24 protein-coding genes are annotated in these 23,814 nt (G+C 71.1%); 14 read left to right on the forward strand and 10 right to left on the reverse strand.

All coding sequences use genetic code 11. The annotated features are described in order from the left end of the window. Positions 1–79: 79 nt before the first annotated feature. From FCL41_RS00710 to FCL41_RS00720, 3 genes are all read left to right on the forward strand, one after another. On the forward strand, positions 80–577 hold the full coding sequence (locus FCL41_RS00710; RefSeq protein ID WP_137064438.1) for a MarR family winged helix-turn-helix transcriptional regulator: 498 nt from the start codon (positions 80–82) through the stop codon (positions 575–577). A gap of 71 nt (positions 578–648) precedes the next feature. Then, entirely contained in the window at positions 649–1,389 is a 741-nt protein-coding gene (locus FCL41_RS00715) for an ABC transporter ATP-binding protein (protein ID WP_239021711.1), read from the forward strand. Next, positions 1,364–3,016 carry a hypothetical protein gene (locus FCL41_RS00720; RefSeq protein WP_137064437.1) on the forward strand — a complete coding sequence of 551 codons (1,653 nt, stop codon included), beginning with the start codon at positions 1,364–1,366 and terminating at the stop codon, positions 3,014–3,016. Before FCL41_RS00715 ends, FCL41_RS00720 begins: the two co-directional genes overlap by 26 nt. A 35-nt stretch (positions 3,017–3,051) precedes the next feature. On the opposite strand, the gene FCL41_RS00725 is transcribed toward FCL41_RS00720, so the two are convergent. From FCL41_RS00725 to FCL41_RS00740, 4 genes are all read right to left on the reverse strand, one after another. Continuing rightward, the gene (locus FCL41_RS00725; protein ID WP_137064436.1) at positions 3,052–3,780 is read right to left on the reverse strand and encodes a hypothetical protein; all 729 of its coding nucleotides are present in this window, start codon (positions 3,778–3,780) and stop codon (positions 3,052–3,054) included. Positions 3,781–3,905: 125 nt separating this feature from the next. After that, positions 3,906–4,583, reverse strand: a complete 678-nt coding sequence (locus tag FCL41_RS00730) for a hypothetical protein (protein ID WP_137064435.1) — start codon at positions 4,581–4,583, stop codon at positions 3,906–3,908. Positions 4,584–4,667: 84 nt separating this feature from the next. Beyond that, entirely contained in the window at positions 4,668–5,432 is a 765-nt protein-coding gene (locus tag FCL41_RS00735) for an SDR family oxidoreductase (RefSeq protein WP_137064434.1), read from the reverse strand. Between the two features lie 106 nt (positions 5,433–5,538). Further along, positions 5,539–6,453 carry a hypothetical protein gene (locus FCL41_RS00740; protein WP_137064433.1) on the reverse strand — a complete coding sequence of 305 codons (915 nt, stop codon included), beginning with the start codon at positions 6,451–6,453 and terminating at the stop codon, positions 5,539–5,541. A 161-nt stretch (positions 6,454–6,614) separates the two neighbouring features. Between FCL41_RS00740 and FCL41_RS00745 the strand changes: the two genes are divergently transcribed. The 9 genes from FCL41_RS00745 (at position 6,615) to FCL41_RS16885 (ending at position 17,144) form a co-directional block, all read left to right on the forward strand. Next, positions 6,615–7,250 (forward strand): TetR/AcrR family transcriptional regulator, encoded by a 636-nt coding sequence (locus FCL41_RS00745; protein ID WP_137064432.1) that lies wholly within the window; start codon positions 6,615–6,617, stop codon positions 7,248–7,250. A gap of 2 nt (positions 7,251–7,252) precedes the next feature. After that, positions 7,253–8,053, forward strand: coding sequence for a TIGR03084 family metal-binding protein (locus FCL41_RS00750; protein ID WP_137064431.1), 801 nt, complete (start codon positions 7,253–7,255; stop codon positions 8,051–8,053). After that, entirely contained in the window at positions 8,050–9,843 is a 1,794-nt protein-coding gene (locus tag FCL41_RS00755) for an acyclic terpene utilization AtuA family protein (protein WP_137064430.1), read from the forward strand. Before FCL41_RS00750 ends, FCL41_RS00755 begins: the two co-directional genes overlap by 4 nt. Continuing rightward, complete coding sequence (locus FCL41_RS00760) at positions 9,840–11,012, forward strand: acyl-CoA dehydrogenase family protein (RefSeq protein ID WP_137064429.1); 1,173 nt, start codon at positions 9,840–9,842, stop codon at positions 11,010–11,012. Before FCL41_RS00755 ends, FCL41_RS00760 begins: the two co-directional genes overlap by 4 nt. Next, the gene (locus FCL41_RS00765) at positions 11,009–12,652 is read left to right on the forward strand and encodes an acyl-CoA carboxylase subunit beta (protein ID WP_137064428.1); all 1,644 of its coding nucleotides are present in this window, start codon (positions 11,009–11,011) and stop codon (positions 12,650–12,652) included. Before FCL41_RS00760 ends, FCL41_RS00765 begins: the two co-directional genes overlap by 4 nt. A 10-nt stretch (positions 12,653–12,662) precedes the next feature. Continuing rightward, the gene (locus tag FCL41_RS00770) at positions 12,663–14,711 is read left to right on the forward strand and encodes an ATP-binding protein (protein ID WP_239021712.1); all 2,049 of its coding nucleotides are present in this window, start codon (positions 12,663–12,665) and stop codon (positions 14,709–14,711) included. Further along, complete coding sequence (locus FCL41_RS00775; RefSeq protein WP_137064427.1) at positions 14,708–15,874, forward strand: acyl-CoA dehydrogenase family protein; 1,167 nt, start codon at positions 14,708–14,710, stop codon at positions 15,872–15,874. Before FCL41_RS00770 ends, FCL41_RS00775 begins: the two co-directional genes overlap by 4 nt. A gap of 181 nt (positions 15,875–16,055) precedes the next feature. Beyond that, positions 16,056–16,808, forward strand: coding sequence for a hypothetical protein (locus FCL41_RS00780; RefSeq protein ID WP_137064426.1), 753 nt, complete (start codon positions 16,056–16,058; stop codon positions 16,806–16,808). A gap of 183 nt (positions 16,809–16,991) precedes the next feature. Continuing rightward, a complete protein-coding gene (locus FCL41_RS16885) occupies positions 16,992–17,144 on the forward strand; it encodes a hypothetical protein (RefSeq protein ID WP_170970142.1) in 153 nt (50 codons plus the stop codon). Positions 17,145–17,162: 18 nt separating this feature from the next. Here FCL41_RS16885 and FCL41_RS00785 read toward each other — a convergent pair whose 3' ends face one another. From FCL41_RS00785 to FCL41_RS00795, 3 genes are read right to left on the reverse strand one after another with little or no spacing between them, the layout of a single operon-like run. Beyond that, positions 17,163–17,888, reverse strand: a complete 726-nt coding sequence (locus FCL41_RS00785; RefSeq protein WP_137064425.1) for an anti-sigma factor — start codon at positions 17,886–17,888, stop codon at positions 17,163–17,165. Next, positions 17,885–18,493, reverse strand: coding sequence for an ECF RNA polymerase sigma factor SigK (sigK, locus tag FCL41_RS00790; protein ID WP_137064424.1), 609 nt, complete (start codon positions 18,491–18,493; stop codon positions 17,885–17,887). Before sigK (FCL41_RS00790) ends, FCL41_RS00785 begins: the two co-directional genes overlap by 4 nt. 33 nt (positions 18,494–18,526) lie before the next feature. Continuing rightward, positions 18,527–19,177 (reverse strand): fasciclin domain-containing protein, encoded by a 651-nt coding sequence (locus FCL41_RS00795; RefSeq protein ID WP_137064423.1) that lies wholly within the window; start codon positions 19,175–19,177, stop codon positions 18,527–18,529. A gap of 178 nt (positions 19,178–19,355) precedes the next feature. On the opposite strand from FCL41_RS00795, the gene FCL41_RS00800 reads away from it, so the two are divergent. Further along, positions 19,356–20,993 (forward strand): ABC-F family ATP-binding cassette domain-containing protein, encoded by a 1,638-nt coding sequence (locus FCL41_RS00800; protein WP_137064422.1) that lies wholly within the window; start codon positions 19,356–19,358, stop codon positions 20,991–20,993. Between the two features lie 69 nt (positions 20,994–21,062). Beyond that, positions 21,063–21,716, forward strand: coding sequence for a hypothetical protein (locus FCL41_RS00805; RefSeq protein ID WP_137064421.1), 654 nt, complete (start codon positions 21,063–21,065; stop codon positions 21,714–21,716). A gap of 13 nt (positions 21,717–21,729) precedes the next feature. Here FCL41_RS00805 and FCL41_RS00810 read toward each other — a convergent pair whose 3' ends face one another. Genes FCL41_RS00810 through FCL41_RS00820 form a run of 3 tightly spaced genes read right to left on the reverse strand, consistent with a single transcriptional unit; the run spans position 21,730 to position 23,711 of the window. Beyond that, positions 21,730–22,437: an anti-sigma factor gene (locus FCL41_RS00810; protein WP_137064420.1), complete on the reverse strand. Its 708-nt coding sequence runs from the start codon at positions 22,435–22,437 to the stop codon at positions 21,730–21,732. Next, positions 22,434–23,045, reverse strand: coding sequence for an ECF RNA polymerase sigma factor SigK (gene sigK, locus FCL41_RS00815; protein ID WP_137064419.1), 612 nt, complete (start codon positions 23,043–23,045; stop codon positions 22,434–22,436). The genes FCL41_RS00810 and sigK (FCL41_RS00815) overlap by 4 nt, the downstream gene beginning before the upstream one ends. 27 nt (positions 23,046–23,072) lie before the next feature. Further along, positions 23,073–23,711 (reverse strand): fasciclin domain-containing protein, encoded by a 639-nt coding sequence (locus FCL41_RS00820; protein WP_137064418.1) that lies wholly within the window; start codon positions 23,709–23,711, stop codon positions 23,073–23,075. Positions 23,712–23,814 lie beyond the last annotated feature (103 nt).

Below are 23,814 nucleotides of genomic sequence, written 5' to 3' on the forward strand. Positions count from 1 at the left end.
AACGTTAAACTGTTCAACATTGAGGAGAGTACGGTGATACTTTGGCGTCCGTCAAACAGTTCAACGTCAAGAGGTCGTGGTGAAGGACAGCGTCGATGCCATCGTGGCCCAGTGGGCGCAGGTGCACCCGGGCATGGACGTCAGTCCGATGGCCGTCATCGGGAGGCTCTCCCGGCTCACGCGACACGTCGAGCGTGAGCTGCAGGCGGTCTTCGCCCAGCACGGCCTTCAGCCCGGAGAGTTCGACCTCCTCGCGACCCTGCGGCGAGCGGACACCGACGGGGCCGGCCTGACCGCGGGCCAGCTCGCCGAGAGCGCCATGGTCACGTCCGGGGCGATCACCAACCGGCTCGACCGGCTCCTGGCCAAGGACCTCATCACCCGCGACACCGACCCAAGCAGTCGCCGGACCATCCGCGTCGGCCTCACCCCGCGCGGACGGGAGGTCGTCGACGCGGCCCTGCGCGACCACGTCGACAACGAGCAACGGCTGCTCTCCGCGCTGACGACCGATCAACGCGACGAGCTCGAGGGACTGCTCCGGGTCCTCCTCCATGACCGCGAGGGCGCTGGCTGACGCCGGGACCGCGGCGTACGAGGTCTGCCAAACGCCTCACGTACCGCGGAAACTCCGACGACACTTGAGGGGTGACGCCCCCCACCCCTCCTGCTGACGTGATCGCCCCTCCTGCTGCCGTGCTCGCCGACGACCTCCACGTCCGTTTCGGCGACGTCCACGCCGTCGCCGGGGTGAGTCTGGTCGCGCCCGCCGGCTCGTCCACCGCCCTGCTGGGGCGCAACGGCGCAGGCAAGTCGACGACGATGCGGGTGCTCGCCGGCGTGGTGCCCCCGACCGAGGGCACCGTGCACGTCGCCGGCCTGGACGTCGCGCAGGACCCGCTCGGCGTGAAGCGCGCCGTCGGCTACTGCCCGGACGTCGGTGGCCTGGTGCCGCGCGCCACCCCGTGGGAGCACATCCAGCTCGCGGCGACGCTGCGCCGCATGACCGGCTGGGAGGACCGGGCCAACCACCTGCTGGAGCTCTTCGAGCTCGCGGGCGTGGCCCACCGACTCACCACCGGCTTCTCGCACGGCATGGGACGTCGACTGTCCGTGCTGCTGGCCGCCTTCCACGAGCCGGACGTCCTGCTCCTCGACGAGCCCTTCGACGGGGTCGACCCGACCGGTGTCGAGGCCACCTTCGAAGTCGTCCGGGAGGCATCGGAACGAGGCGCGGCGGTCCTCCTCTCCACCCACCTGCGCGAGCTCGCGGTCGAGGCCTGCACGACCGCACTCGTGCTCCGGGGCGGCGCTCGCGTGGCCGACATGGAGACGTACGACCTCAAGGGCGAGGAGGGCGCACGTGCCTACCGTGCCCTCCTCGACTGAGACCGCCCCGTCGGTGACCCCCCTCGCTGGCGCGTCGATCCCGTCGGTCCGTGCTCACGGTGGGCTGGCGACACCCGGCCCCTCGCGCTCGCCGTTCTCCGCGTACGAGCTGCGGCGCGCCCTCGACGACACCGGCCACCTGGTCAGGTTCTGGTCGGGCACGATCCGCCAGCGCAAGGCGCTGCGCGTCGCCCTCACCGTGGTCGCCCTCATCACCCTCGCTGCCGTCGTCGGGCCGCTGCTGGCGCCCGGGGCGGGCGACGAGACGTCGACCTTCGCGACCACGGTGCTGCCCGGCCTCTTCACCGGCTTCCTCGCTCTGTGCGTCACCACCGGCATCGGGTCCGGAGGTGGGCGTGAGCTCCTCTCCGGCGAGAGCGGCGCCGCGTTCCCGGTCTCGCCGACCACCGACCACTTCGGGGCCCTGCTGCTGGCGCCGCTCAGCACGGCCTGGATGCTGCCGGCCTGGTTCCTGCTCGGCGGCTCCGCCTTTGTCGGTGGGCTCTCGGGAGCCGCGACGATGCTGCTGCTGGCGGCCCTGTGGATCGTCGCGGCGACGGCCACCGGTCAGGCCGTGGCGTGGCTCGTCGAGCTCGTACGGCGTGGCCCCGCAGGCGTGTGGATCGTCCGCGGAGCCGGACTCCTCCTCGCCGCGGCGGTCGGCGCCGCGTACCTCACCGGTCGGACCGTCGACGTGCTGCGCGCCGTCTCGCTCGACGGCGTCGTACGCACCGGCCTCGACCCGCTGTCGTGGCAGTACCCGCTGCTCCTGCTCGCCCTGCTCGCGTGGACGGCACTCGCCGTCGTCGTCGGGGCGTGGGGATGCATCATCACCTCGGCGCGACCTCCGCGCACCGAGCTCGACATCGAGACCCGTCGCTACCGCGCGAAGTCGGCTCCCGGCGCCACCAGCGCAGGGGTGGGGGCGATGCTGCGTCGCATCGACCGTGCCTCGGTGTGGCGCTCGGCCGGGATGCGTCGCGGCATCCTGGTGCTGTCCGTCGGCCCCGGCCTGGTCGCCCTGGCCGGCGGCATGACGTGGGAGAACGTGGTCATCCTGCCCGGTCTGGTCGTCAGCGGCGGGGTGCTGCTCTTCGGTGTCAACGCCTTCGCGCTCGACGGACGGGGCGGTCTGTGGCGCGAGTCGCTGCCGGTCGACCCGGAACGGATCTTCGACTCCCGGGCCCGGGTGATGGCCGAGTGGCTGCTGATGGCCTGCGCGCTCACCCTGCTGCTCGCCTCGGTCCGGGCCGGCACGCCGACCCCCGGCGAGGTCGTCGCCCTCGTCTGCACGGTCGTGGTGGTCGTGCTCCAGGTCGTCGCGGTTGCCATGACGTGGTCGGTCCGCAAGCCGTTCGCGGTCAATCTGCGCTCCATCCGCGCCACCCCGGCACCGCCCGCGACGATGGTGTCGTACTCGGCGAAGCTGTCGCTCTCGACGACGATGACCGCCATGGTCTTCTCGATGGCCTCGTGGATCGTCCCTGGCCTCGGCGGGGGACTGTGGATCATCGCGGCGCTCGCCGTGCCGTTCGTGGTGTGGTCGTGCCTGCGACTGCGCCGTGCCCGCCGCGCCTGGGTCGATCCGGTGGTGCGGGCGACGGTCGTCACCACGGTCGCGGCCTGACGGCTGCGTGCAAGGGACAGGGGCGGCCTCAGCGGCTACTGCGGGACGCCGGCACCCGACGTCGTCGGAGCCTCCGACTGGTCGGGCTCGACGTCCGCCGTGGTCGTCGGGACCCCGGTCTGGGGGGTGACCGTGCCCATCGGGGTGGTCGGGTCCGTCGGACGCGCCTGGAGCTGGATGGTCATGGTCGAGGCCGACTCGGCGGCAGCGAGCTGTGCCCGGGTCGAGCCGTCCCCGCTGAACCTGAGCAGGTAGAGGGTGTCGGCCTCGACGGCGACGAAGAAGTTGGCCAGGCCGTCGGCGTAGTCGTGGCTGATGTGGAGCACGGGGCGGTCGCCGGGGGCGGTGAGCGGGTCGTTGAGCGTGAGGGCGTCACCCTGCTGCACCAGGTCGGTCTCACCGGCGACGATGGCTTCGGCCCACTGCTCGGCCGTGTTGCCCTCGGCGGGGAGCGCGCTGACCTGGAGGGAGCCCTGCACGTCGGCGTCAGCACCGGCGGTGGCGAGGGGCTGACCCTCGTACGCCGTCCACCCGAGCGGCAGGTGGAGGGTCACGTCACCGAGCACGGAGGGCTGGGGGTCCAGGTACTCGGACAGGGTCGGGGAGGCCGAGGGGGCGGAGGTCAGGATCGGGCCCGTGTTGTTGGTGCGCGCGTCACCGATCTCGACGTTGCCGTTGCTGCAGGCGGCCAGGAGGGCCACCAGCCCCAAGCTGGCAGCGGCGGCTCCGGTGCGGGCGACAGCGCTGCGGTTCGGGCTGGACATGCGTGGCCTCCTGGGCGAGCGAACGTGGCGGGACCAGTCTCCCCGGTGAGGACGGCCAGCCACGGTAGTTTCGCGCCTATGGTCTGACATTTCAAACGGGCGGTCCATGCACGCCCGGCGGGGGGTCAGGGCGTGGGGGTGGCGAGGGGAAGCGGGGTCGTCGCCGGAGCGTCGGTGGTGGTGCTGCTGCTGCCGGGGGTGGCCTCGTCGGCCACCGCGACGCCGATCGTCAGCGTCGCCGCCGACTCGACTGCGACGGTCTGGGCCTCGGTGGAGCCGTCGCCGCCGAAGCGGACCAGGTAGAGGGTGTCCCCTTCGACGGTGACGAAGAAGTTGGCACGACCGTCGGCGTAGTCGTGGCTGACGTGGACGAGTTCCCGTCCGCCGGTGGCCTCGACGGTGCCCTTGATCGTCAGGCCGGTGCTCGCGTCCACCAGGTCGGACTCGCCCGCGACGATCGCCTCGGCCCACTGGCTGGCCGTCTTCCCCTCGGAGAGGGCGGTGGTGAGCATGGTGGCGCCCCCGATGGGCGCGTCCGTGCCCGCGGCCGCGAACGGTTGGCCGGCGACGGCGACCCATCCCAGCGGCAGGTGCAGCGTGACGTCGCCGACCGTGGATGCCTCCGGGTTGAGGCGCTCAGTCAGCGTGGGCGTCGCGCTGGCGGTGGTCTCGGCGGGGGAGGCGCCGCTGGTGCGGGCGTCCCCGATCTCGACCTCACCGCACGCGGTCAGTGTCGCGGTCAGCAGCAGTCCTGCGGCGAGGGCCCCCGTGCGGAAGGTGGCGGTGCGGAACGGGCGGAGCATGGGGGACCTCCTGAAGACGGATTGCAGGAGGATTGTCGCAGGGGACGCCGTTCGGCGTTCCCGAATCGGGACGCTCGCGTCGCCTCAGACCATTTTCTTGACCACGCCGAGCGGAGCGACCTTCAGCACGGTCGAGAGCGGCGTCCACGGCCACCCCGGCACGGCTGCCTGCTTCTTCTCCTTCTCGACGGCGTCGACGATGGCGCGCACACCCTTCTCGGTCGAGGCCATCAGCAGGCCCGGCTTGCGCGAGGGGTCGCTCATCTCGGAGAGGATGAAGCCGGGGTAGATCACCGACACCTTGAACTGCGGTTTCCCGTGGAGCTCCGTACGCACGCCCTCGGCGAGGTGGGCGACGCCAGCCTTCGTGGCGGCGTACGCCGTCATCGCCTTCGGCATGCCGCGCTTCGCGGACACGCTGGAGATCATCACCAGGTGGCCACCGTCCTGGGCCCGGAAGAGCTCCATCGCGGCCTCCGTCTGGGCGAGGCCGGCGACGAAGTTGGTCATCGCCGTCTCCTTGTTGGCGTGGAACTTGCCCGTGCCGAGCGGAGCTCCCTTGCCGATGCCGGCGTTGACGACGACGCGGTCGATGCGGCGCCCGTCGGCGGCCGCCTCGTCGCGGAACGAGCGGAAGACCTCGAAGACCGCGTCGTGATCGTTGACGTCGAGGGCGCGGACGGCGACCCGGCACCCCGGGATCGCTGCGGTGATCTCGTCACGCAGCTCCTCCAGCCGCTCCGTACGCCGGGCGCACAGGGCCAGGTGGTGGCCGCGGGCGGCGAACTGGCGGGCCATCTCCGCGCCGAGTCCGCTGGAGGCGCCGGTGATGAGGATCGTCTGCGTCATGCCGGTGAGTGTGGCAAACGCGGGGACCGTACGGAAGGTCGTGGTCCAGAAGTGACGAACCCGCCCGGATGGCTCCGGGCGGGTTCGTCGCGTGAGGGGTGGCGGATCAGGGAGCGACCGGCTCACCCTGGAGCGTGCGGAACGTGTACGACTGCGCGACGGCGGCCACCGGGAAGGCGACCAGCAGGCCCACGCAGCAGGCGATGAAGCCGAGCAGGTAGACGCCGAAGCAGGCCAGGGCGAAGACGAACATCGTCCCGGCGTTCTTCGAGACGAAGCTGAAGCTCGACCCGATCGCCTCGAAGGCGTTCTGGTCCCTGTCGATGATGAAGAAGAGCGTGAAGAACGTGAAGAACATGACGGCGAGACCGGGCAGGAGGCAGAGCACGAGGCCGATCGTGGTGAGGACCGACAGCACGACGCTGGCGATGATCACGTGGAGCCAGTTGATGCCGCCGAAGAGGTCACCGATGGTGCCGGTGCGGGTGATCGAGAGGCCGGCCTTGATCAGCAGGGCCTGCATGACCATGCTGGCGATGGACGCGAGCATGGAGAAGAGCGTGCCCATCCCGGAGAAGCCGACGGCCGCCGTCACGTCGGCGGCGTCGTTCAGGTCGGTGTTCGCCCCGGAGAACGAGCTGCCGATGCTGCTCAGCACGCCGGTCAGCACCAGGCCGACGGCCGTGATGGCGATCAAGGCACCCGCATTGGCCTTGAACTTCGCCCAGGCGTAGGAGAACGCCGCGCCGACGCTGAACTCGCCACCGCCGGTGCCCCCGCTGTAGCCGTAGCCACCGGGCGGCACCTGGCCGTAGGCGGGCTCGCCGTAGGGGGAGCCGTACTGCTGCTGGCCGTACTGGGGCTCGCCGTACGAGGGCTGCCCGTACTGCGGCTCGCCGTAGGGCGACTGCCCCGGCTGCTGCGGCTGGTCGCCGTACGGCGGCTGGCCCGGCTGGTCACCGTAGGGCGGTTGGCCACCAGGGTTCTGCGGGTCGTTGGGTTCGTTGCCGTGGGTCGACACGGATTCCTCCTCGTTCGTCCGGGTCCAAGACCCGGTTCTCCTGCCGCACACCTTAGGGGAACGAGGACTCCGCCTCTGGTCCGCCAGCCCTCGGGGAGACACGAAGAAACAGATACAGACAGGCTTGACTGTTTGTAGCTTCCCGAGGCACGATTCTCGACATGAGCACGAATCCGACCCGCGTCCCGCAGGAGGAGCGCACCCGCGCCATGCGGGCGCGCCTCATGGAGGCCACCGTCGAGTGCCTGGTCGAGTACGGCTTCTCGGGCACCTCCACCACGCTGGTGAGCCAGCGCGCCGGGGTCTCGCGTGGAGCGCAGCTGCACCACTTCCCGACCAAGAACGACCTGGTCGTCGCCGCCGTCGAGCACATCTCCACCACGCGTGGCGCCGAGCTCGCAGCGGCGTTCGCGCACGCCCCCACGGGGGTGGGGCGTACGCGTGCGGTGCTGGAGCTGCTCGCCGAGCACTTCACCTCGCCGATCTTCTCCGCCGCCCTCGAGCTCTGGGTCGCGGCGCGTACCGACCCGGCCCTGGCTGAGGCCGTCGGACCGCTCGAGCAGCGCGTCGGGCGCGAGACCCACCAGCTGACCGCCGCTGCCCTCGGCGTCGACGGCAACGCCCGCGGTGCCCGCGAGCTGGTGCAGGCCACGCTCGACCTCGTACGCGGTCTGGGTCTGGCCAACACGATCTCCGACGACACCCGTCGTCGCGCTCGCATCCTCGACGCGTGGGCCGTCGCCCTCGACGCCCAACTTCTGAGCAGCCCTGACCAGAGCACCACCGAAGGAGCCTGAGCATGTCCGATCCCGTCCTCGACGGCATCCTGACCGACCTGGCCGCGGAGGGCGACGCCCTCGAGGCGCTCGTCGCGCCCCTCGACGAGGCTGGTTGGCGCACCCCCACCCCCGCCGAGGGCTGGGACGTCGCCACCACCATCGCCCACCTCGCCTGGACCGACGAGGTCGCCGTCAAGGCGGCCACCGACAAGGAGGCGTGGGACGCCGAGGTGATGGGCGCCATCATGAACCCCACCGGCTACGTCGACGAGTGCGCCGTCGCCGGAGCGGCCGTCGCGCCCGCCGAGCTGCTCGCTCGCTGGCAGGCCGCCCGCCCGGCCCTGGCCAAGACGCTGGCGGAGTTTCCTTCCGGGGAGAAGCTGATGTGGTTCGGGCCGCCGATGTCGCCCGCCTCCATGGCGAGCGCCCGCTTCATGGAGACCTGGGCCCACGCCCTCGACGTCGCCGACGCCCTCGGTGTCGCGCCGGAGCCGACCGACCGGATCCGCCACGTCGCCCACATCGGCGTGCGCACCCGCAACTACTCCTTCAAGAACAACGAGCTCGAGGCCCCGGCCGAGGAGTTCCGCGTCGAGCTCACCGCACCGTCGGGCGAGGTGTGGACGTACGGACCTGCCGACGCCGCGCAGACGGTCACCGGGTCGGCCCTCGACTTCTGCCGCTTGGTCACCCAGCGCGTGCACCGCGACGACACCGACCTGGTCGCCGTGGGCGACGACGCCGAGAAGTGGCTGACGATCGCCCAGGCCTTCGCCGGTCCGGCCGGTGGCGGCCGCCCTGCCCGGGGAGCCGTCGCATGAGTGACCACTCCGTGACCAGCCCTGTCCTGATCGGCAACTGCTCCGGCTTCTACGGCGACCGGCTCTCGGCCTTCCGCGAGATGCTCGAGGGCGGCCCGCTCGACTACCTCACCGGTGACTACCTGGCTGAGCTGACGATGCTCATCCTGGGTCGCGACACCTTCAAGGACCCCAACCTCGGCTACGCCCGCACCTTCGTACGCCAGTGCGAGGACGCCCTGGGCACCGCGCTCGAGAAGGGTGTCAAGGTCGTCACCAACGCCGGCGGCCTCAACCCCGCCGGCCTGGCCGAGAAGCTCCGCGAGGTCGCAGGCGGACTCGGGCTGGACGTGAAGATCGCCCACGTAGAGGGTGACGACCTGCGCGGTCGGGCCGCCGACCTGGGCTTCGCAGGTGCGCTCACGGCCAACGCCTACCTCGGCGGCTTCGGCATCACCGCCGCGCTCAAGGCAGGCGCCGACGTGGTGGTCACCGGCCGCGTCACCGACGCCTCCGTCATCGTCGGCCCCGCCGCGGCCCACCACGGTTGGACGCTGGAGGACCACGACGCCATCGCCGGCGCCATGGTCGCCGGCCACGTCATCGAGTGCGGCACCCACGCGACCGGCGGCAACTTCTCCGGCTTCCTGACCCTGCCGAAGGGGGCGCGCCAGCAGAAGATGGGTTTCCCGATCGCCGAGATCGCCGCCGACGGCTCCTCGGTCATCACCAAGCACGCCGGCACCGGCGGCGCGGTCACGGTCGACACCGTCACCGCCCAGCTGGTCTACGAGATCCAGTCCGGCCTCTACCTCGGCCCCGACGCCACCGCCGACCTCACCAGCATCGAGGTCACCCAGGCGGGCGACGACCGGGTCGCGATCGCGAAGGTCGCCGGCCAGGCGCCCCCGGAGACCCTGAAGGTCTGCGTCAACGAGCTCGGCGGCTTCCGCAACACCATGGAGTTCCTGATCACCGGACTCGACACCGACGAGAAGGTCGCCTGGATCAAGGAGCAGGTCACCGAGGCGTGGGGCGACAAGGCGCCCGCCACGGTCGTCTGGTCCGAGGGTCCGCCGCCGGTCGACGACCCGGCCACGATGGCCGAGGCCGCGACGATCCTGCGGGTCATGGCCCTGGACGCCGACGCCAAGGTCGCCGGCAAGGGCTTCACCGCTCCCGCCGTCGAGATCGCGCTGGCCTCCTACCCCGGCTGCACGCTCGTCGGTCCGCCGGCGCCCGCCTCGCCCTACGGCATCTACCGCCCGGAGTACGTCGCGCGCGACACGGTCGAGCACACCGTCGTGCACGCCGACGGCACCCGTGAGGTGATCGCCGACCCGACGACGTACGCACCCCTCGACGCCGCAGCCGTCGCGGACGCCGGGCGTACGACCGCCGCCGGTGTCGCCGTGACCGAGGGCGAGACCGTCCCGCTCGGCCGCCTGGTCCACGCCCGCTCGGGTGACAAGGGCGGCAACGCCAACCTGGGCCTGTGGGTCCCTCGCGACGGAGTCGCGCATGGGCAGGGCGACGAGTCCGTTGATCCCGAGGAGCAGGAGAAGTACGCCGCCCGCGTCGCCTGGCTGCTCGACTTCGTCACCCCTGAGAAGGTGCGCGAGCTCGTGCCCGAGGCCGCCGACCTCGACGTCGACGTCTACGCCCTGCCGAAGCTGGGCGCCGTCAACGTCGTCATCCACCGACTCCTCGGAGCCGGTGTCGCAGCATCCACCCGCGTCGACCCCCAGGCCAAGGCGCTGGGCGAGTGGGTCCGTTCCCGCCATGTCACTGTCGAAGGAGGCCTGCTGTGACGGCAGCAGCCGAAGGACTCTCCACGGCCGAGGACCGCGAAGCCCTCAAGGCCGCGGCCGCGGAGTTCACCCGGCGCGAGATCGCGCCGCACATCCAGGAGTGGGAGGACGCCGGTGCGCTCCCGCGCGAGCTGCACAAGAAGGCGGCTGCGGCCGGCCTGATGGGCATCTCGATCCCCGAGTCAGCAGGAGGCGCCGGCGGCGGCCTGCTCGACACGGTCGCCATGCAGGAGGGCATGTTCTCCGAAGGCGCCACGTCGGGCCTGATGTCCGCGCTCTTCACCCACGGCATCGCGTTGCCGCACATCATCGCCCACGGCTCCGACGAGCTGATCGACACGTACGTCCGCCCCACGGTGGCCGGCGACATGATCGGCTCGCTCGGCATCACCGAGCCCGGCGGCGGCTCCGACGTCGGCAACATCCGCACCACCGCCGTGCGCGACGGGGACGAGTGGGTGATCAACGGGTCGAAGACCTTCATCACCTCGGGCACCCGCGCCGACTTCGTGACCACTGCCGTCCGCACGGGTGGCCCCGGCGCCGGCGGGATCTCGCTGATCGTCGTGCCGACGAGCACGCCCGGCTTCGCCGTCGACCGCAAGCTCGCCAAGATGGGCTGGCACTCCTCCGACACCGCCGAGCTGAGCTACGTCGACGTGCGGGTGCCGGTGGGCAACCTCGTCGGCGACGAGAACGCCGGCTTCTGGTACATCGCCGAGCAGTTCGTGGTCGAGCGGATGGCGCTGGCCATCCACGGTTACGCGATTGCCGAGCGTTCGCTCGCGCTGACGGCTGACTACTGCCGCCAGCGCGACACCTTCGGCAAGCCGCTCATCACCCGCCAGGTGGTGCGCCACAAGCTCGTCGAGATGCGCCGCCAGGTCGAGGCCGCGAAGGCCTACACCCACCTGGTGGCCGAGCAGTACGTCGCCGCCGGAGGACCGAACGAGCAGATCATCGCGTCGGCCTGCCTCGCGAAGGAGACGGCGTGCAACGCCGCCACGTACGTCTGCGACCAGGCCGTGCAGCTGCACGGCGGGAGCGGATACATGCACGGCACCGAGGTGGAGCGGCACTACCGCGACGCCCGGCTCCTGCCCATCGGGGGAGGCGCCACCGAAGTGCTCACTGACCTTGCCGCCAAGTTGTTGGGATACGCCTCATGACCGAGACCACTGTTGACCCTGCCGCCGAGGCGGCCGACGAGCTTTCCACGGAGGAGCTGACCACCGAGGAGAAGCGCCGCGCGCACCTGCTCGGCAAGCTGGCCGACCTCGACGAGCAGCACGCCAAGGCCATCGCCGGCGGCGGCGAGAAGTACATCGACCGCCACCACAAGCGCGGCAAGCTGCTGCCGCGTGAGCGCATCGAGCTGCTCATCGACGAGGGCACCGCGTTCCTCGAGCTGAGCCCGCTGGCCGGCTGGGGCTCCGACTTCACCGTCGGCGCCTCCACCGTCTGCGGCATCGGCGTCGTCGAGGGCGTGGAGTGCATGATCTCCGCCAACGACCCCACCGTGAAGGGTGGCGCGTCGAACCCGTGGACGCTGAAGAAGACCTTCCGTGCCGCGCAGATCGCCGAGGAGAACAACCTCCCGCAGATCTCCCTGGTGGAGTCGGCCGGTGCCGACCTGCCGACGCAGAAGGAGATCTTCATTCCGGGCGGCAAGATCTTCCGTGACCTCGCCCGCGCCTCGGGCCGTCGCCAGCCGACCATCGCGCTGGTCTTCGGCAACTCGACCGCCGGTGGCGCCTACGTCCCCGGCCTGAGCGACTACACCGTCATGGTCAAGGAGCAGGCGAAGGTCTTCCTGGCCGGCCCGCCCCTGGTCAAGATGGCCACCGGTGAGGAGACCGACGACGAGGAGCTGGGCGGCGCCGAGATGCACGCCCGCATCTCTGGCCTGGCCGACTACCTGGCCGAGGACGAGCGTGACGCGATCCGCCTGGGCCGCCGCATCGTCGCGCGCCTCAACTGGAAGAAGGCGCGTCCCGAGGGCGAGCGGACCTACGCCGAGCCGGCGTACGACCCCGAGACCCTGCTCGACCTGATCCCGACCGACCTCAAGGAGCCCTTCGACCCGCGCGACGTCATCGTCCGCATCGTCGACGGAGTTTCCGCCGGAAACGAGGTGCCCTTCGACGAGTTCAAGCCGCTCTACGGCTCTTCGCTGGTCACCGGCTGGGCGCGCCTGCACGGCCGCGAGATCGGCATCCTGGCCAACGCCCAGGGCGTGCTCTTCTCCGAGGAGGCGCAGAAGGCGACCCAGTTCATCCAGCTGGCCAACTCGAAGAACACGCCGTTGCTCTTCCTGCACAACACCACCGGCTACATGGTCGGCAAGGAGTACGAGCAGGGCGGCATCATCAAGCACGGCGCCGCGATGATCAACGCGGTCTCCAACTCGACCGTCCCGCACATCTCCGTGCTGATCGGCTCCTCCTACGGCGCCGGCAACTACGGCATGAACGGACGGGCGTACGACCCGCGCTTCCTCTTCACCTGGCCCAACGCGAAGTCGGCGGTCATGGGCCCGGCCCAGCTCGCCGGCGTGCTCTCGATCGTCTCCCGCGCCGCGGCCGAGGCGAAGGGCAAGCCGTACGACGAGGAGGCCGACGCCGGCATGCGTGCCTTCGTCGAGCAGATGGTCGAGGAGCAGTCCCTGCCCTACGTCCTGAGCGGAATGCTCTACGACGACGGCGTCATCGACCCGCGCGACACCCGCACCGTGCTGGGCATCGCCTTCTCCGCCATCGACACCGTCCCCACCGAGGGCACCGACCGCTTCGGCGTCTTCAGGATGTGAGTGAAAACCAATGACTGACACCACCACCAGCAGCGTCACCGCACCGCGCGTGATCAGCCGGATCCTCGTCGCCAACCGCGGCGAGATCGCCCGCCGCGTCTTCACCACCGCGCGCCGCCTCGGCATCGAGACCGTCGCGGTCCACTCCGACGCCGACGCCGGCCTGCCCTTCGTGGCCGAGGCTGACCAGGCGGTCCGCCTGCCGGGCAACACCCCGGCCGAGACCTACCTGCGCGCCGACCTCGTCATCGAGGCCGCCCGCAAGACCGGCGCCGACGCCATCCACCCCGGCTACGGCTTCCTGTCGGAGAACGCCGACTTCGCCCGCCAGGTCATCGAGGCCGGCATCGCCTGGATCGGCCCCGCGCCCGAGTCGATCGTCTCGATGGGCTCCAAGATCGAGTCGAAGAAGCTCATGGAGGCCGCCGGCGTGCCGGTGCTCGCCGACCTGGGCACCACGGCCACCGAGGCTGACCTGCCGCTGCTGGTCAAGGCCAGCGCCGGCGGCGGTGGCCGAGGCATGCGCATCGTCCGCGACCTCTCCGCACTGTCCAAGGAGGTCGAGCTCGCCTCGGCCGAGGCTGCCTCGGCCTTCGGCGACGGCACCGTCTTCGTCGAGCCGTACGTCGAGCACGGCCGCCACGTCGAGGTGCAGGTCGTGGGTGACCACGACGGCACCGTCGCGGTCTTCGGTGAGCGCGACTGCTCCATCCAGCGCCGCCACCAGAAGGTCATCGAGGAGGCCCCGGCCCCCGGCCTGAGCGAGGAGACCCGCGCCGCGCTGCACGAGGCGGCCCGCAACGCCGCCGCCGCGATCGACTACGTCGGCGCCGGCACGGTCGAGTTCCTGGTCGACGCGTCCGACCCCACCCGCTTCTGGTTCCTGGAGATGAACACGCGCCTCCAGGTGGAGCACCCGGTCTCCGAGGCGATCTTCGGCGTCGACCTGGTCGAGGCGCAGATCGCCGTGGCCGAGGGCCGTCCGCTGGGCCACTTCGCCGAGGCCGCGTCGGCCCAGCCGCACGGCCACGCCGTCGAGGTCCGCCTCTACGCCGAGGACCCGGCCGCCGACTGGCAGCCGCAGTCCGGCACCCTGGGCGCCTTCGAGATCCCCGGTGTGATCGCCGAGTTCGCCAACCCGACCGGCGGTGCTGGCCTGGGCGGCCTGCGCCTCGACACCGGCTTCGTCTCCGGCTCCGAGGTCGGCACGCACTACGACGCCATGCTGGCCAAGGTGATCGTGCACGCCGCCACCCGCGAGCAGGCCCTGCGCCAGCTCGCCGGCGCGCTGGCCAAGGCCAAGCTCCACGGCCTGACCACCAACCGCGACCTGCTCGTCGAGGTGCTGCGTCACCCGGTCTTCATGGCCGGCGACGTCTCCACCGACTTCTTCGAGACCCAGGAACTCGTCACCCGCACGAGCCACGTCGACGAGACCCTCGTCGAGCGTTCGGCCTTCGCGGCCACCGTCGCGCTGATGGAGGCGGCCCGTGAGGTGCGCACCGTGCAGCGTGGCATCCCGGTCGGCTGGCGCAACATCGTCTCGGCGCCGCAGGTCACCGAGTTCACCCTCGACGGTTCCGAGGAGCCGGTGCGGGTGGAGTGGTACGGCGGTCGTGGCGGCTACACCGGTGACAGCGGCACGGTGCTCTCCGCCTCGTCGACGTCGGTGACGCTCGAGCACGACGGCGTCGCGGTGACGTACGCCGTCGCGATCGACGCCGCCGACCTCGCCGCCCCGGTCGTGCACGTGGACTCCCCGGCCGGCTACGTGGAGCTGACCAAGGTGCCCCGCTTCGTGGACCCCTCGGAGCAGGTGGCCACCGGCTCGCTGCTCGCCCCGATGCCCGGAAGCGTCATCTCCGTGGCCGTCGAGGAGGGCCAGCAGGTCACAGCCGGCCAGACCGTCCTGGTCATGGAGGCGATGAAGATGCAGCACACCATCGCGGCGCCCACCGACGGCGTGGTCGCGAGCATCAGCGTGAAGCCCGGCAGCCAGGTCGGCGCCGGCGACGTCCTCGCGGTCGTCGAAGGCGACGAAGAAGGAGCACAGGCATGACCCAGGTTGCGTTCACCGAGCCCGAGGAGCGCCTGGCGCTGCGCGAGGCCGTCGCCAAGCTGGCCGGCAAGTACGGTCGCGAGTACGTCGAGAAGCAGGCCGCCGAGGGCGGCAAGACCACCGAGCTGTGGCAGGAGATGGGCCGCAACGGCTTCCTGGGCGTCAACATCGATGAGGAGTACGGCGGCGGCGGGGGCGGCATGTCCGACCTGGCCGCGGTGCTCGAGGAGGCGGCCGGCCAGGGCGCCCCGCTGCTGATGATGGTCGTCAGCCAGGCCATCTGCGGCTCGATCATCGGTCGCTACGGCACGCCAGCGCAGAAGCAGGGGTGGCTGCCCGGCATCGCGGAGGGCTCCATCACGATGGCCTTCGGCATCACCGAGGCCGACGCCGGCTCCAACTCCCACCAGATCACCACCACTGCGCGCCGCGACGGCGACGAGTGGGTGCTCAAGGGTCAGAAGACGTTCATCTCGGGTGTCGACGAGGCGCAGCTGGTGCTCATCGTCGCGCGCACCGAGGACGCGAAGACCGGCAAGCTCAAGCCGGCGCTCTTCGTGGTGCCCACCGACGCCGAGGGCTTCTCCAAGCAGGTCATCCCGATGGCCTGGTCGGCGCCGGAGAAGCAGTTCACGCTCTTCCTCGACGACGTCCGGCTCCCCGCCGACGCGCTCGTCGGTGACGAGGACGCCGGTCTGGTGCAGCTGTTCGCCGGTCTCAACCCCGAGCGGATCATGGGTGCCGCGTTCTCCTGCGGCATGGCGAAGTTCGCCATCGACCGGGCGGTCGAGTACGCCAAGACCCGCACCGTGTGGAAGGCGCCGATCGGCTCCCACCAGGGCATCGCGCACCCGCTCGCCAAGGCCAAGATCGAGCTGGAGCAGGCCCGGCTGCTCTGGCAGAAGGCGGCCGCGCTCTACGACGCCGGCGACGACTTCGGTGCCGGTGAGTACGCCAACATGGCCAAGTACGCCGGTGGCGAGATCGCCTGCAACGCCACCGACGTCGCGGTGCACACCCACGGCGGCAACGGCCTCACCGTGGAGTACGGCCTGGCCAACATGATGGTCGCCGCGCGCTTGGGCCGGATCGCTCCGGTCAGCCGCGAGATGATCCTCAACTTCGTGGCGATGCACTCGCTGGGGCTGCCCAAGTCGTACTGATTGCGTCTCTGACTGCTCACGACGTCCACGATCTGCTCCGGCAGATCGTGGACGTCGTGTAACTTTCTCGCGCGGGCTGAATCCACCGGGGGATTACGAGCTGGCTTGCACCGGTCAAAGGGCTGGGCAACGTGGCGACCGGGGTCGTCGGGGCTGCGGCCCTCGGTGGATGGAGCATCTGATGACGCTGGACGATTCAATGAGCGAACTCGCTGGATCCGTTGCACCCGGCCGCCGCTCGCTGCTGCGGGCGGGCGCGTGGGGTGTGCCTGCAGTGGTGCTGGCGGGCGCGACCCCGGCCTATGCCGGGTCGCCGCCGGCTGGTCCGGACGTGGGCGTCTTCTCGGTGGCGCGGGGCGCGGCCGATGTGGCGAGGACGTCTTTTGTCGTGTCCACGACCACTGCCCAGGGGCTGCTGGTGACGATGGGCATTACGACCATCGACTATGAGGATGCGGGGATGGGTCCCCATCCCACGTACGGCACGGGAGCCAACCGTCACCTCGACCTTGAGGTGATCGGAATGGGCTCTGATGACGTCCCGGTGAACGGTGTGACGGTGCACCAATATGTGATCGGAGGAAACTCCAGGGGACGTTACGCCCTGACGTTCAGTCGCCCCGTCACGGATGTGACCTTCACCATGACTGGAATCTCTGGGCGCGGTGAGGATGCGGTGTCGTTCAGTGCGCCCGGGTACGTGGCGCTAGGGCCAGGGGTAAGCGGTTATGGCAACACGACCGGCGTCTTCATCTATGGTCGCGATGGCAACCCGGCGGACCCGGCGGACCCGAAGGGCAGGGCGATGGTGGTGATCTCTGGGCCCACCAGCAGCATTCCCTTTCAGTTCTACTTCGGCGGCCTGCCGCCGGTGGCGGAGCGGGACACCTCCCAATCGGTCTACATCGGCGACGTCTCCTTCACGCTCGCCTGATTCCTCTTCCTCAGCCTCGACGCCGTCCGTCCCTCTGGGGCGGGCGGCGTCGTGCGTCCGCCCGGTCTCGGAGGCGGCTGTCGGCATCCATCCGTCTGATGATTCTTCGCAGGGGCGTTTGAGGCGTCTGGTGTCCGGGCAGTCAGGAGGGGCCAACACCCCCGAGCGAAACGAGGCAACGACGTGCGACGCAGGTCCACGAGCGCCGCGACCACCCTGCTGCTGATGACGCTGGCCGCGAGCAGCGGCAGTGACGACGAAGGCTGGGCGACGACGCCCGCGGTCAGGGAAGGCGCCAGCGAGGACCCTTGGGAGGACCTCCCGGCGGCGTCCTGATCGTCCCTTCGGGCGCGGTCAGCCCTCGGCGAGGTCGAAGAGGGCGATCGGATCGGAGGTGGGGGCCTTCGAGCCGCCGATCGGCTCGACCGTGATGCCGACGCCGGTGGCGTCGGCGGCGGGGCCGTCGAGGAGCAGTGTCTGGTTGGGTACCGGTTCCATCACTCCGGCCGGGACCATGTCGTCGTCGGAGGTCTGGAACCAGACCTGGTAGACCTTGCCCTTCGGCGGGGCCACCATGTCCTCGGTCATCAGCACGGCACCCTCCTCGCTCACCGAGCGTACGACCGTGGCGCGCCCGGCCTCGCCGAGGTCGACGACCTCGCGTTCGGCGTCCTCGGCGGCGATCACCTGCTCGGCGGCGCTCAGCGACGGTGAGTTGGCCTCCCACGGGCTCCACACCCCGATCCCCGCGCCGGCTCCCACGATCACGAGGGCGGCCGCGGCGGCGATCAGGGGCAGGCGGCGCCGCCGCCGGCGGGTGGAGAGCTCGACGGGTGCGTCGTGCGGCACCTCGGGAGGTAGTGGGCGGACCTGGGCGACCAGGTCCAGGATGCCGGTGCGCAGCTCGGCCGGCGGGGCAACAGGTTCCAGCTCGCTGAGCATGGTGGCGGTCTCACGGAGCTCCGCGACCTCCTCGGCGCACTCGGGGCAGTCGACGACGTGGGCCTCGAACCGGGCGCGCTCGTCCGGGTCGAGGGCGTCGAGGGCGTACGCACCGGTGAGCAGGTGGATGTCGTTCATCGTGCCACCCCCAGGGCGTCGCGCAGGCGGATGAGCCCGTCTCGGATACGTGTCTTGGCGGTGCCGAGTGGGACCTCGAGCATGCTCGCGACCTCAGTGTGCGTGTAACCGCCGAAGTAGGCCAGCTCGACGGCCTGACGCTGCACCGGCGTCAGCTCGGCGACGGCGCGGCGTACGCGTCGTCCCTCGATGGAGGCCTGGGCGGTCTCGGCCGTCTGGTCGTGGTCGATGGTGCGGGAGCTCTGCTCCCAGGTGCGGTCGCGGCGGGTGGCGCTCTCGCTCGCCCGCACCCGGTCCACGGCCCTGCGGTGCACGATGGTCAGGAGCCAGGCGACCGCTGAACCACGTTTCGGGTCGAACCGGGCGCTGTGGCGCCAGATCAGGAGGTAGGCCTCCTGGGTCACTTCCTGGGCGTGGGCGGGGTTGCGCACCACCCGCAGGGCCAGGCCGTACGCCTGGGGGCTGGTGGCGTCGTAGAACTGGGTGAACGCCGTCTGGTCACCGCGAGCGGACTGTCGGAGCAGCCCGGCGAGGTCGACGGACGGATTCCCTTCCGAGGACCCCGGGGTGGGGTCCTCGGAAGGGATGGGCCGGAGCTGGTCCACGTCAGTCCTTAGGAGGTGGGGTCAGGACGAGGCTCAGGGCATGAGCACGGCGTCGATGACGTACACCTTGGCATTGGCGGTGTCGACGTTGCCACACAGCACCGCCGCGCCGTCGACCGTCCACTCCTCGCCGGAGCCCTCGACGGTCACGTCGTCACCGTTCAGGGTCTTGTGCTTGCCCGCGAGGTTGGCCACCTCGATCTCCTGGTCCACCACGTGGTGGGTCAGCACCTTGGTCAGGGCCTTCTTGTCGGCCAGGAGGGCGTCGAGGTCCTTCTTGGGGATCGCGGCGAAGGCCTCGTTGGTGGGCGCGAAGACGGTGAGCGACTCGGCGTTGTTGAGGGTGTCGACCAGCCCGGCCGCCTTGATGGCGCTGGCGAGGGTGGTCAGCAGGGGGTTCTCGGAGGCGGCCTTGACGACCGTCTGGTTGGCCATGGACTTGACCGATCCGGGGCCCTTGGAGGGCACGGCCGAGCAACCGGGGCCGAAGGGAGCGTCGGCGGCGGGGGCAGCCATGGACTCCTCCGTCGGCGACGGCGACGGCGTGGGGGTGGGGGTGGCCGAGGAGCTGGAGTCCGATGAGCTGTTGTCGGAGGAGGAGGAGTCGTCGCCGCAGGCCGCCAGGCCGAGCGAGACGGTGAGGGCGATCGCTGCCAGGCCGATGGAACGGTTCTTGAGCTTCATGGGGGTTGCCTTTCGTGGATTCACTTCAGGGCGGCGACGGCGTACGGCGCTGCCGTCACTGCTGGTTCGGAGCGGCGGGGGCATCCGGATTGGTCGCCCCACGTCTTTTTCCTGTGCCCACGCGGTGCCCGCACATGGCGTCTTCGATGCGCGCCGACCCTCCGCCTAGGCTGAGGCGGTGAGTGGAACCCTCGTCGCGAAGAACCTGGCCGGGGGCCACGGGCACCGCATCCTCTTCGAAGGCCTCGACCTGACGGTCGCCCCCGGTGACGTCGTCGGCGTGCTGGGAGCCAACGGCGCGGGCAAGTCGACCCTGCTGCGCCTCCTCGCGGGGCTCGACGAGCCGCTCGACGGCACCGTCTCCCTGGCGCCCGCGGACGCCTTCGTCGGCTGGCTGCCCCAGGAGCACGAGCGCATCGAGGGGGAGAGCGTCGCGGCGTACGTGGCCCGGCGCACCGGCGCCGCGGAGGCGACCGCCGAGATGGAGCGCACCGCAGCGCTCCTCGGCAGCGACACCCCCGGCATCGACGACGCCTACGCCGTCGCGTTCGACCGGTGGATGGCCTCGGGCGCCGCCGACCTCGACGACCGGCTCCCGGCGCAGCTCGCCGAGCTCGGGCTGGAGGTCGGACCCGACGCGATGATGACCGCGCTCTCCGGCGGGCAGGCGGCCCGCGTCGCCCTGGCGGCCCTGCTGCTCAGCCGCTTCGACGTGGTGCTGCTCGACGAGCCCACCAACGACCTTGACCTGGCCGGGCTCGAGGTGCTGGAGACCTTCGTACGCGGCCTGCGCGCCGGCGTCGTGCTGGTTTCGCACGACCGCGAGTTCCTCGCCCGCTGCGCCACCCGGATCGTCGAGCTTGACCTCGCCCAGCACGAGGTCACCGTGCACGACGGCGGCTACGAGTCCTTCCTCAGCGAGCGCGCGGTCGCCAAGCGGCACGCGCGCGAGGCCTACGAGGAGTTCGCCGACAAGAAGTCCGACCTCGTCTCCCGCGCGCGCACGCAGCGTGAGTGGAGCTCCCAGGGCGTGCGCAACGCGATGAAGAAGAGCCCGGACAACGACAAGATCCGTCGCCGGGCCCAGAGTGAGTCGAGCGAGAAGCAGGCCCAGAAGGTCCGCCAGATGGAGTCGCGGATCGCGCGCCTCGACGAGGTCGAGGAGCCCCGCAAGGAGTGGGTGCTCCAGTTCGAGATCGCCACCGCCCCCCGCGGCTCCACGGTGGCCGCGACGCTCGACGGCGCGGTGGTGACCCGGGGCGACTTCACCCTCGGTCCGGTCTCGCTGCAGGTCAACGCCGGCGACCGGATCGGCATCACCGGACCCAACGGTGCCGGCAAGACGACGCTGCTCTCGCTCCTGCTCGGGGAGGTCGAGCCCGACCAGGGCCGCTCGTCGTTGGGGGCGACGGTCGCCGTCGGCCGGATCGACCAGGCCCGGACCGGGCTCGACGACGCGCTGCCGCTGGGCGACGCCTTCGAGGCGGTGGTGCCGGAGATGCCGCCGGCCGACGTACGCACCCTGCTGGCGAAGTTCGGGCTCAAGGCCGACCAGGTCGCCAGCCCGGTGGGCCGTCTCTCCGGCGGTGAGCGCACCCGCGCGGCGATGGCGCTGCTCCAGGCACGCGGGGTCAACCTGCTGGTGCTCGACGAGCCGACCAACCACCTGGACCTGCCTGCCATCGAGCAGCTGGAGCAGGCGCTGGAGTCCTACACCGGCACCCTGCTGCTGGTCTCCCACGACCGTCGGCTCCTGGAGAACGTCAGCGTCGACCAGCGCTGGCACGTGGAGGCCGGGCAGGTCACCCGCCTCTGACGTCGGGCCCGCGCTACTCCTTATTGGGGATCCTTTTCTCAGGCGCCCTCGGGGCCAGGCGGTCGTGCCATGCTCGGCTCCACGTGGCACCGTCGCACCTTCCTGGCCTCGGTCCCGCTCGGGCAGGAGGTCGCCGTGCGCGGTCAGCAAGGACTCGTCGTACGCGGGTGGCGCGCAGGCGCTGCGGCAGCGCTGCTGCTCGCCGCCCTGTCGGCCTGCTCGTCGGGGGACGACGGGTCAGGCGCGGCCCGGACCGAGCGCGCGGAGCGGGGGGCACAGAAGGTGACGCCTTCCCCGGCAGACGTCGCTGAGTCGTCCGAGCCCACCGCGCTGACGCTCCCCGCCTGGTTGCCGACCACACTCCCCGTGCCGGAGAAGGCGTCGGTCGTCGCCGTCCGCGAGCAGGCGTGCAGCGTCACCTTCATGGACTGGGGCAGCGACGCGCAGCTCGAGGGGGCGACCTTGGGTGAGCGCGCTGAGGCGAACGGACTGCAGACTGACCTGGTCTCCTCCGTCTCCCAGGAGGACCCCGTTGTCCCGCCGGTGGAGGGCGACTTCCCGGAGGAGATCGAGGCTGCGCCGGTGGTCAGCCAGGTGGTGGTGCTCCGGATGCGTGGTGCCGCTGCCACTGGGCAGGACGCAGTCGACGCCACCCTGACCCTCACCAGCCGTGGTGACGGCGGCGTCACCGGCGAGTACGCGTTGGCGCCCGACGCCTGCTGACGCCTCCGCCGGGTCACGCCAGGTCGAAGAGGGCGATCGGCTCAGTCGTCGGGGAGGGTGACCCGCCCTCGGGCTCCAGGGTGATCCCGGCGCCCACCGCCTCGGCCGCGTCGCCGTCGAGCAGCACCGTCTGGTCGGGCACCGGCGCCATCACGGCGGCCGGGACCATGTCGTCGTCGGGGGTCTGGAGCCAGACCTGGAAGACCTTCCCCTCGGGAGGTGCGGCCATCCGCTCGGTCACGATGACCGCACGGTTCTCGCTGGCGGAGCGGACCACGGTGGCCCGGCCGGCCTCGCCGAGGTCGACCACCGCGCGGACGGCGTCGTCGGCCTGCAGGACCCGCTCGGCGGCGGTGGGCACCGCCGTGGGCGCCATGTCCTGCGAGCTCCACGGACGCCAGGCGAGGACGCCGGTCCCGACCACCAGCACCGCCGCGGCCACCAGGAGCGGCAGGAGTCGGGCCATGGCGCGACGCCGCAGCTGCGGCACCACCGGCGGGAGGGGACGTACCCGCGAGATCTCGTCCAGCACGGCACCGCGCAGCTCGGGAGGAGGTGTGGTGGCGAGGTCCTCGGCCAGGAGTGCAGCGGTCTCCCGCAACGACCGGACCTCCTCGGTGCACTCCGGGCACTGCACCAGGTGTCCCTCGAGGCGAGCCTCCTCGAGGTCGCCGAGCGCGCCCAGGGCGTACGCGCCCGAGAGCAGATGGATGTCGTTCATGATCCCACCCCCAGGGTGTCGCGCAGCCTGATCAGGCCGTCTCGGATTCGGGTCTTCGCCGTGCCCAGGGGCACGTCCAGCAGGGTGGCCACCTCCGCGTGGGTGTATCCACCGAAGTAGGCCAGCTCGATCGCCTGGCGCTGCACCGTCGTCAGCTCGGCGAGCGCTCCGCGGACGCGGTGCCCCTCGAGCGAGGCGTGCACGGTCTCGACCGTCGCGTCGTGGTCGACGGGCCGGGCCTCACGCTCCCAGGCGGACTCCCGCTGGGTGGAGCTCTCGACCGAGCGGACCCGGTCGACGGCCTTGCGGTGCACGATAGTCAGCAGCAGTGCCGGCACCGATCCCCGTGCCTCGTCGTAGCGGGCGCTGTGGCGCCAGACGTCGAGGTAGGCCTCCTGCGTGACCTCCTGCGCGTGGCTCGGGTTGCGCACCACGCGCAGGGCCAGGCCGTACGCCCGGGCGCAGGTGAGGTCGTACAGCCGGGCGAAGGCCGCCTCGTCGCCCCGCGCCGAGCGTCGGAGCAGGTCAGCGAGGTCGGTCTGGCCGCCCGCCCCGGGGGAGCCCGCGGGTGCGGGCTCCTCCGGGGGCACGGGCCTCAGGTGGTCCACGTCGGTCCTCGGCTGCTGGTCGATCGATCAGGGCATGAGGACCGTGTCGATGACGTAGACCTTGGCGTTGGCGGTGGAGACGTTGCCGCAGAGGACGGCCGCGCCGTCGACGGTCCACTCCTCGCCGGAGCCCTTGACGGTCACGTTGTCGCCGTTGAGCGTCTCGTGCTTGCCGCCGACCTTGTCGGGACCGACGGCCGCGCCGACCACGTGGTGGGTCAGGACCTTGGTGAGGGCGGCCTTGTCGGCGAGCAGGGCGTTGAGGTCCTTCTCGGGGATCTTGGCGAACGCCTCGTCGGTGGGGGCGAAGACGGTGAGCGACTCGGCGTTGTTGAGGGTGTCGACCAGGTCAGCCTGCTTGATCGCGGCGACCAGGGTCTTCAGGAGGGGGTTGCCCGCGGCTGCGGTGGCGACGGGCTGCTCGGCCATCGTGGTGACCGATCCGTCTCCCTCGGTGGGCAGGGAGGCGCAGGCGGGACCGAAGGCGGTGTCGGCCGAGGCGGACATGGAGTCGTCCTCGGAGGGCGAGGGGGTCGGCGTGGCCGACGACGAGGTCTCGGAGCTGTTGGCGTTGGTGTCGGAGTCGTCGTCGCCACAGGCGGCGAGGCCCAGCGACAGGGTGAGCGCGAGTGCGGCCAGTCCGGCGGTGCGGTTCTTGAGCTTCATGGTGGTGCCTTTCGAGATGAGGACGGAGTCCGTGGGCCGGACGCCGGTGCCCTGTCTTCGGGCCTGATACCTGCTCTTCGGAGCGGGGGAGGGCGCTGGATGG

The organism is Nocardioides jishulii (assembly GCF_006007965.1).
In the GTDB taxonomy this organism is placed as follows: domain Bacteria; phylum Actinomycetota; class Actinomycetes; order Propionibacteriales; family Nocardioidaceae; genus Nocardioides; species Nocardioides jishulii.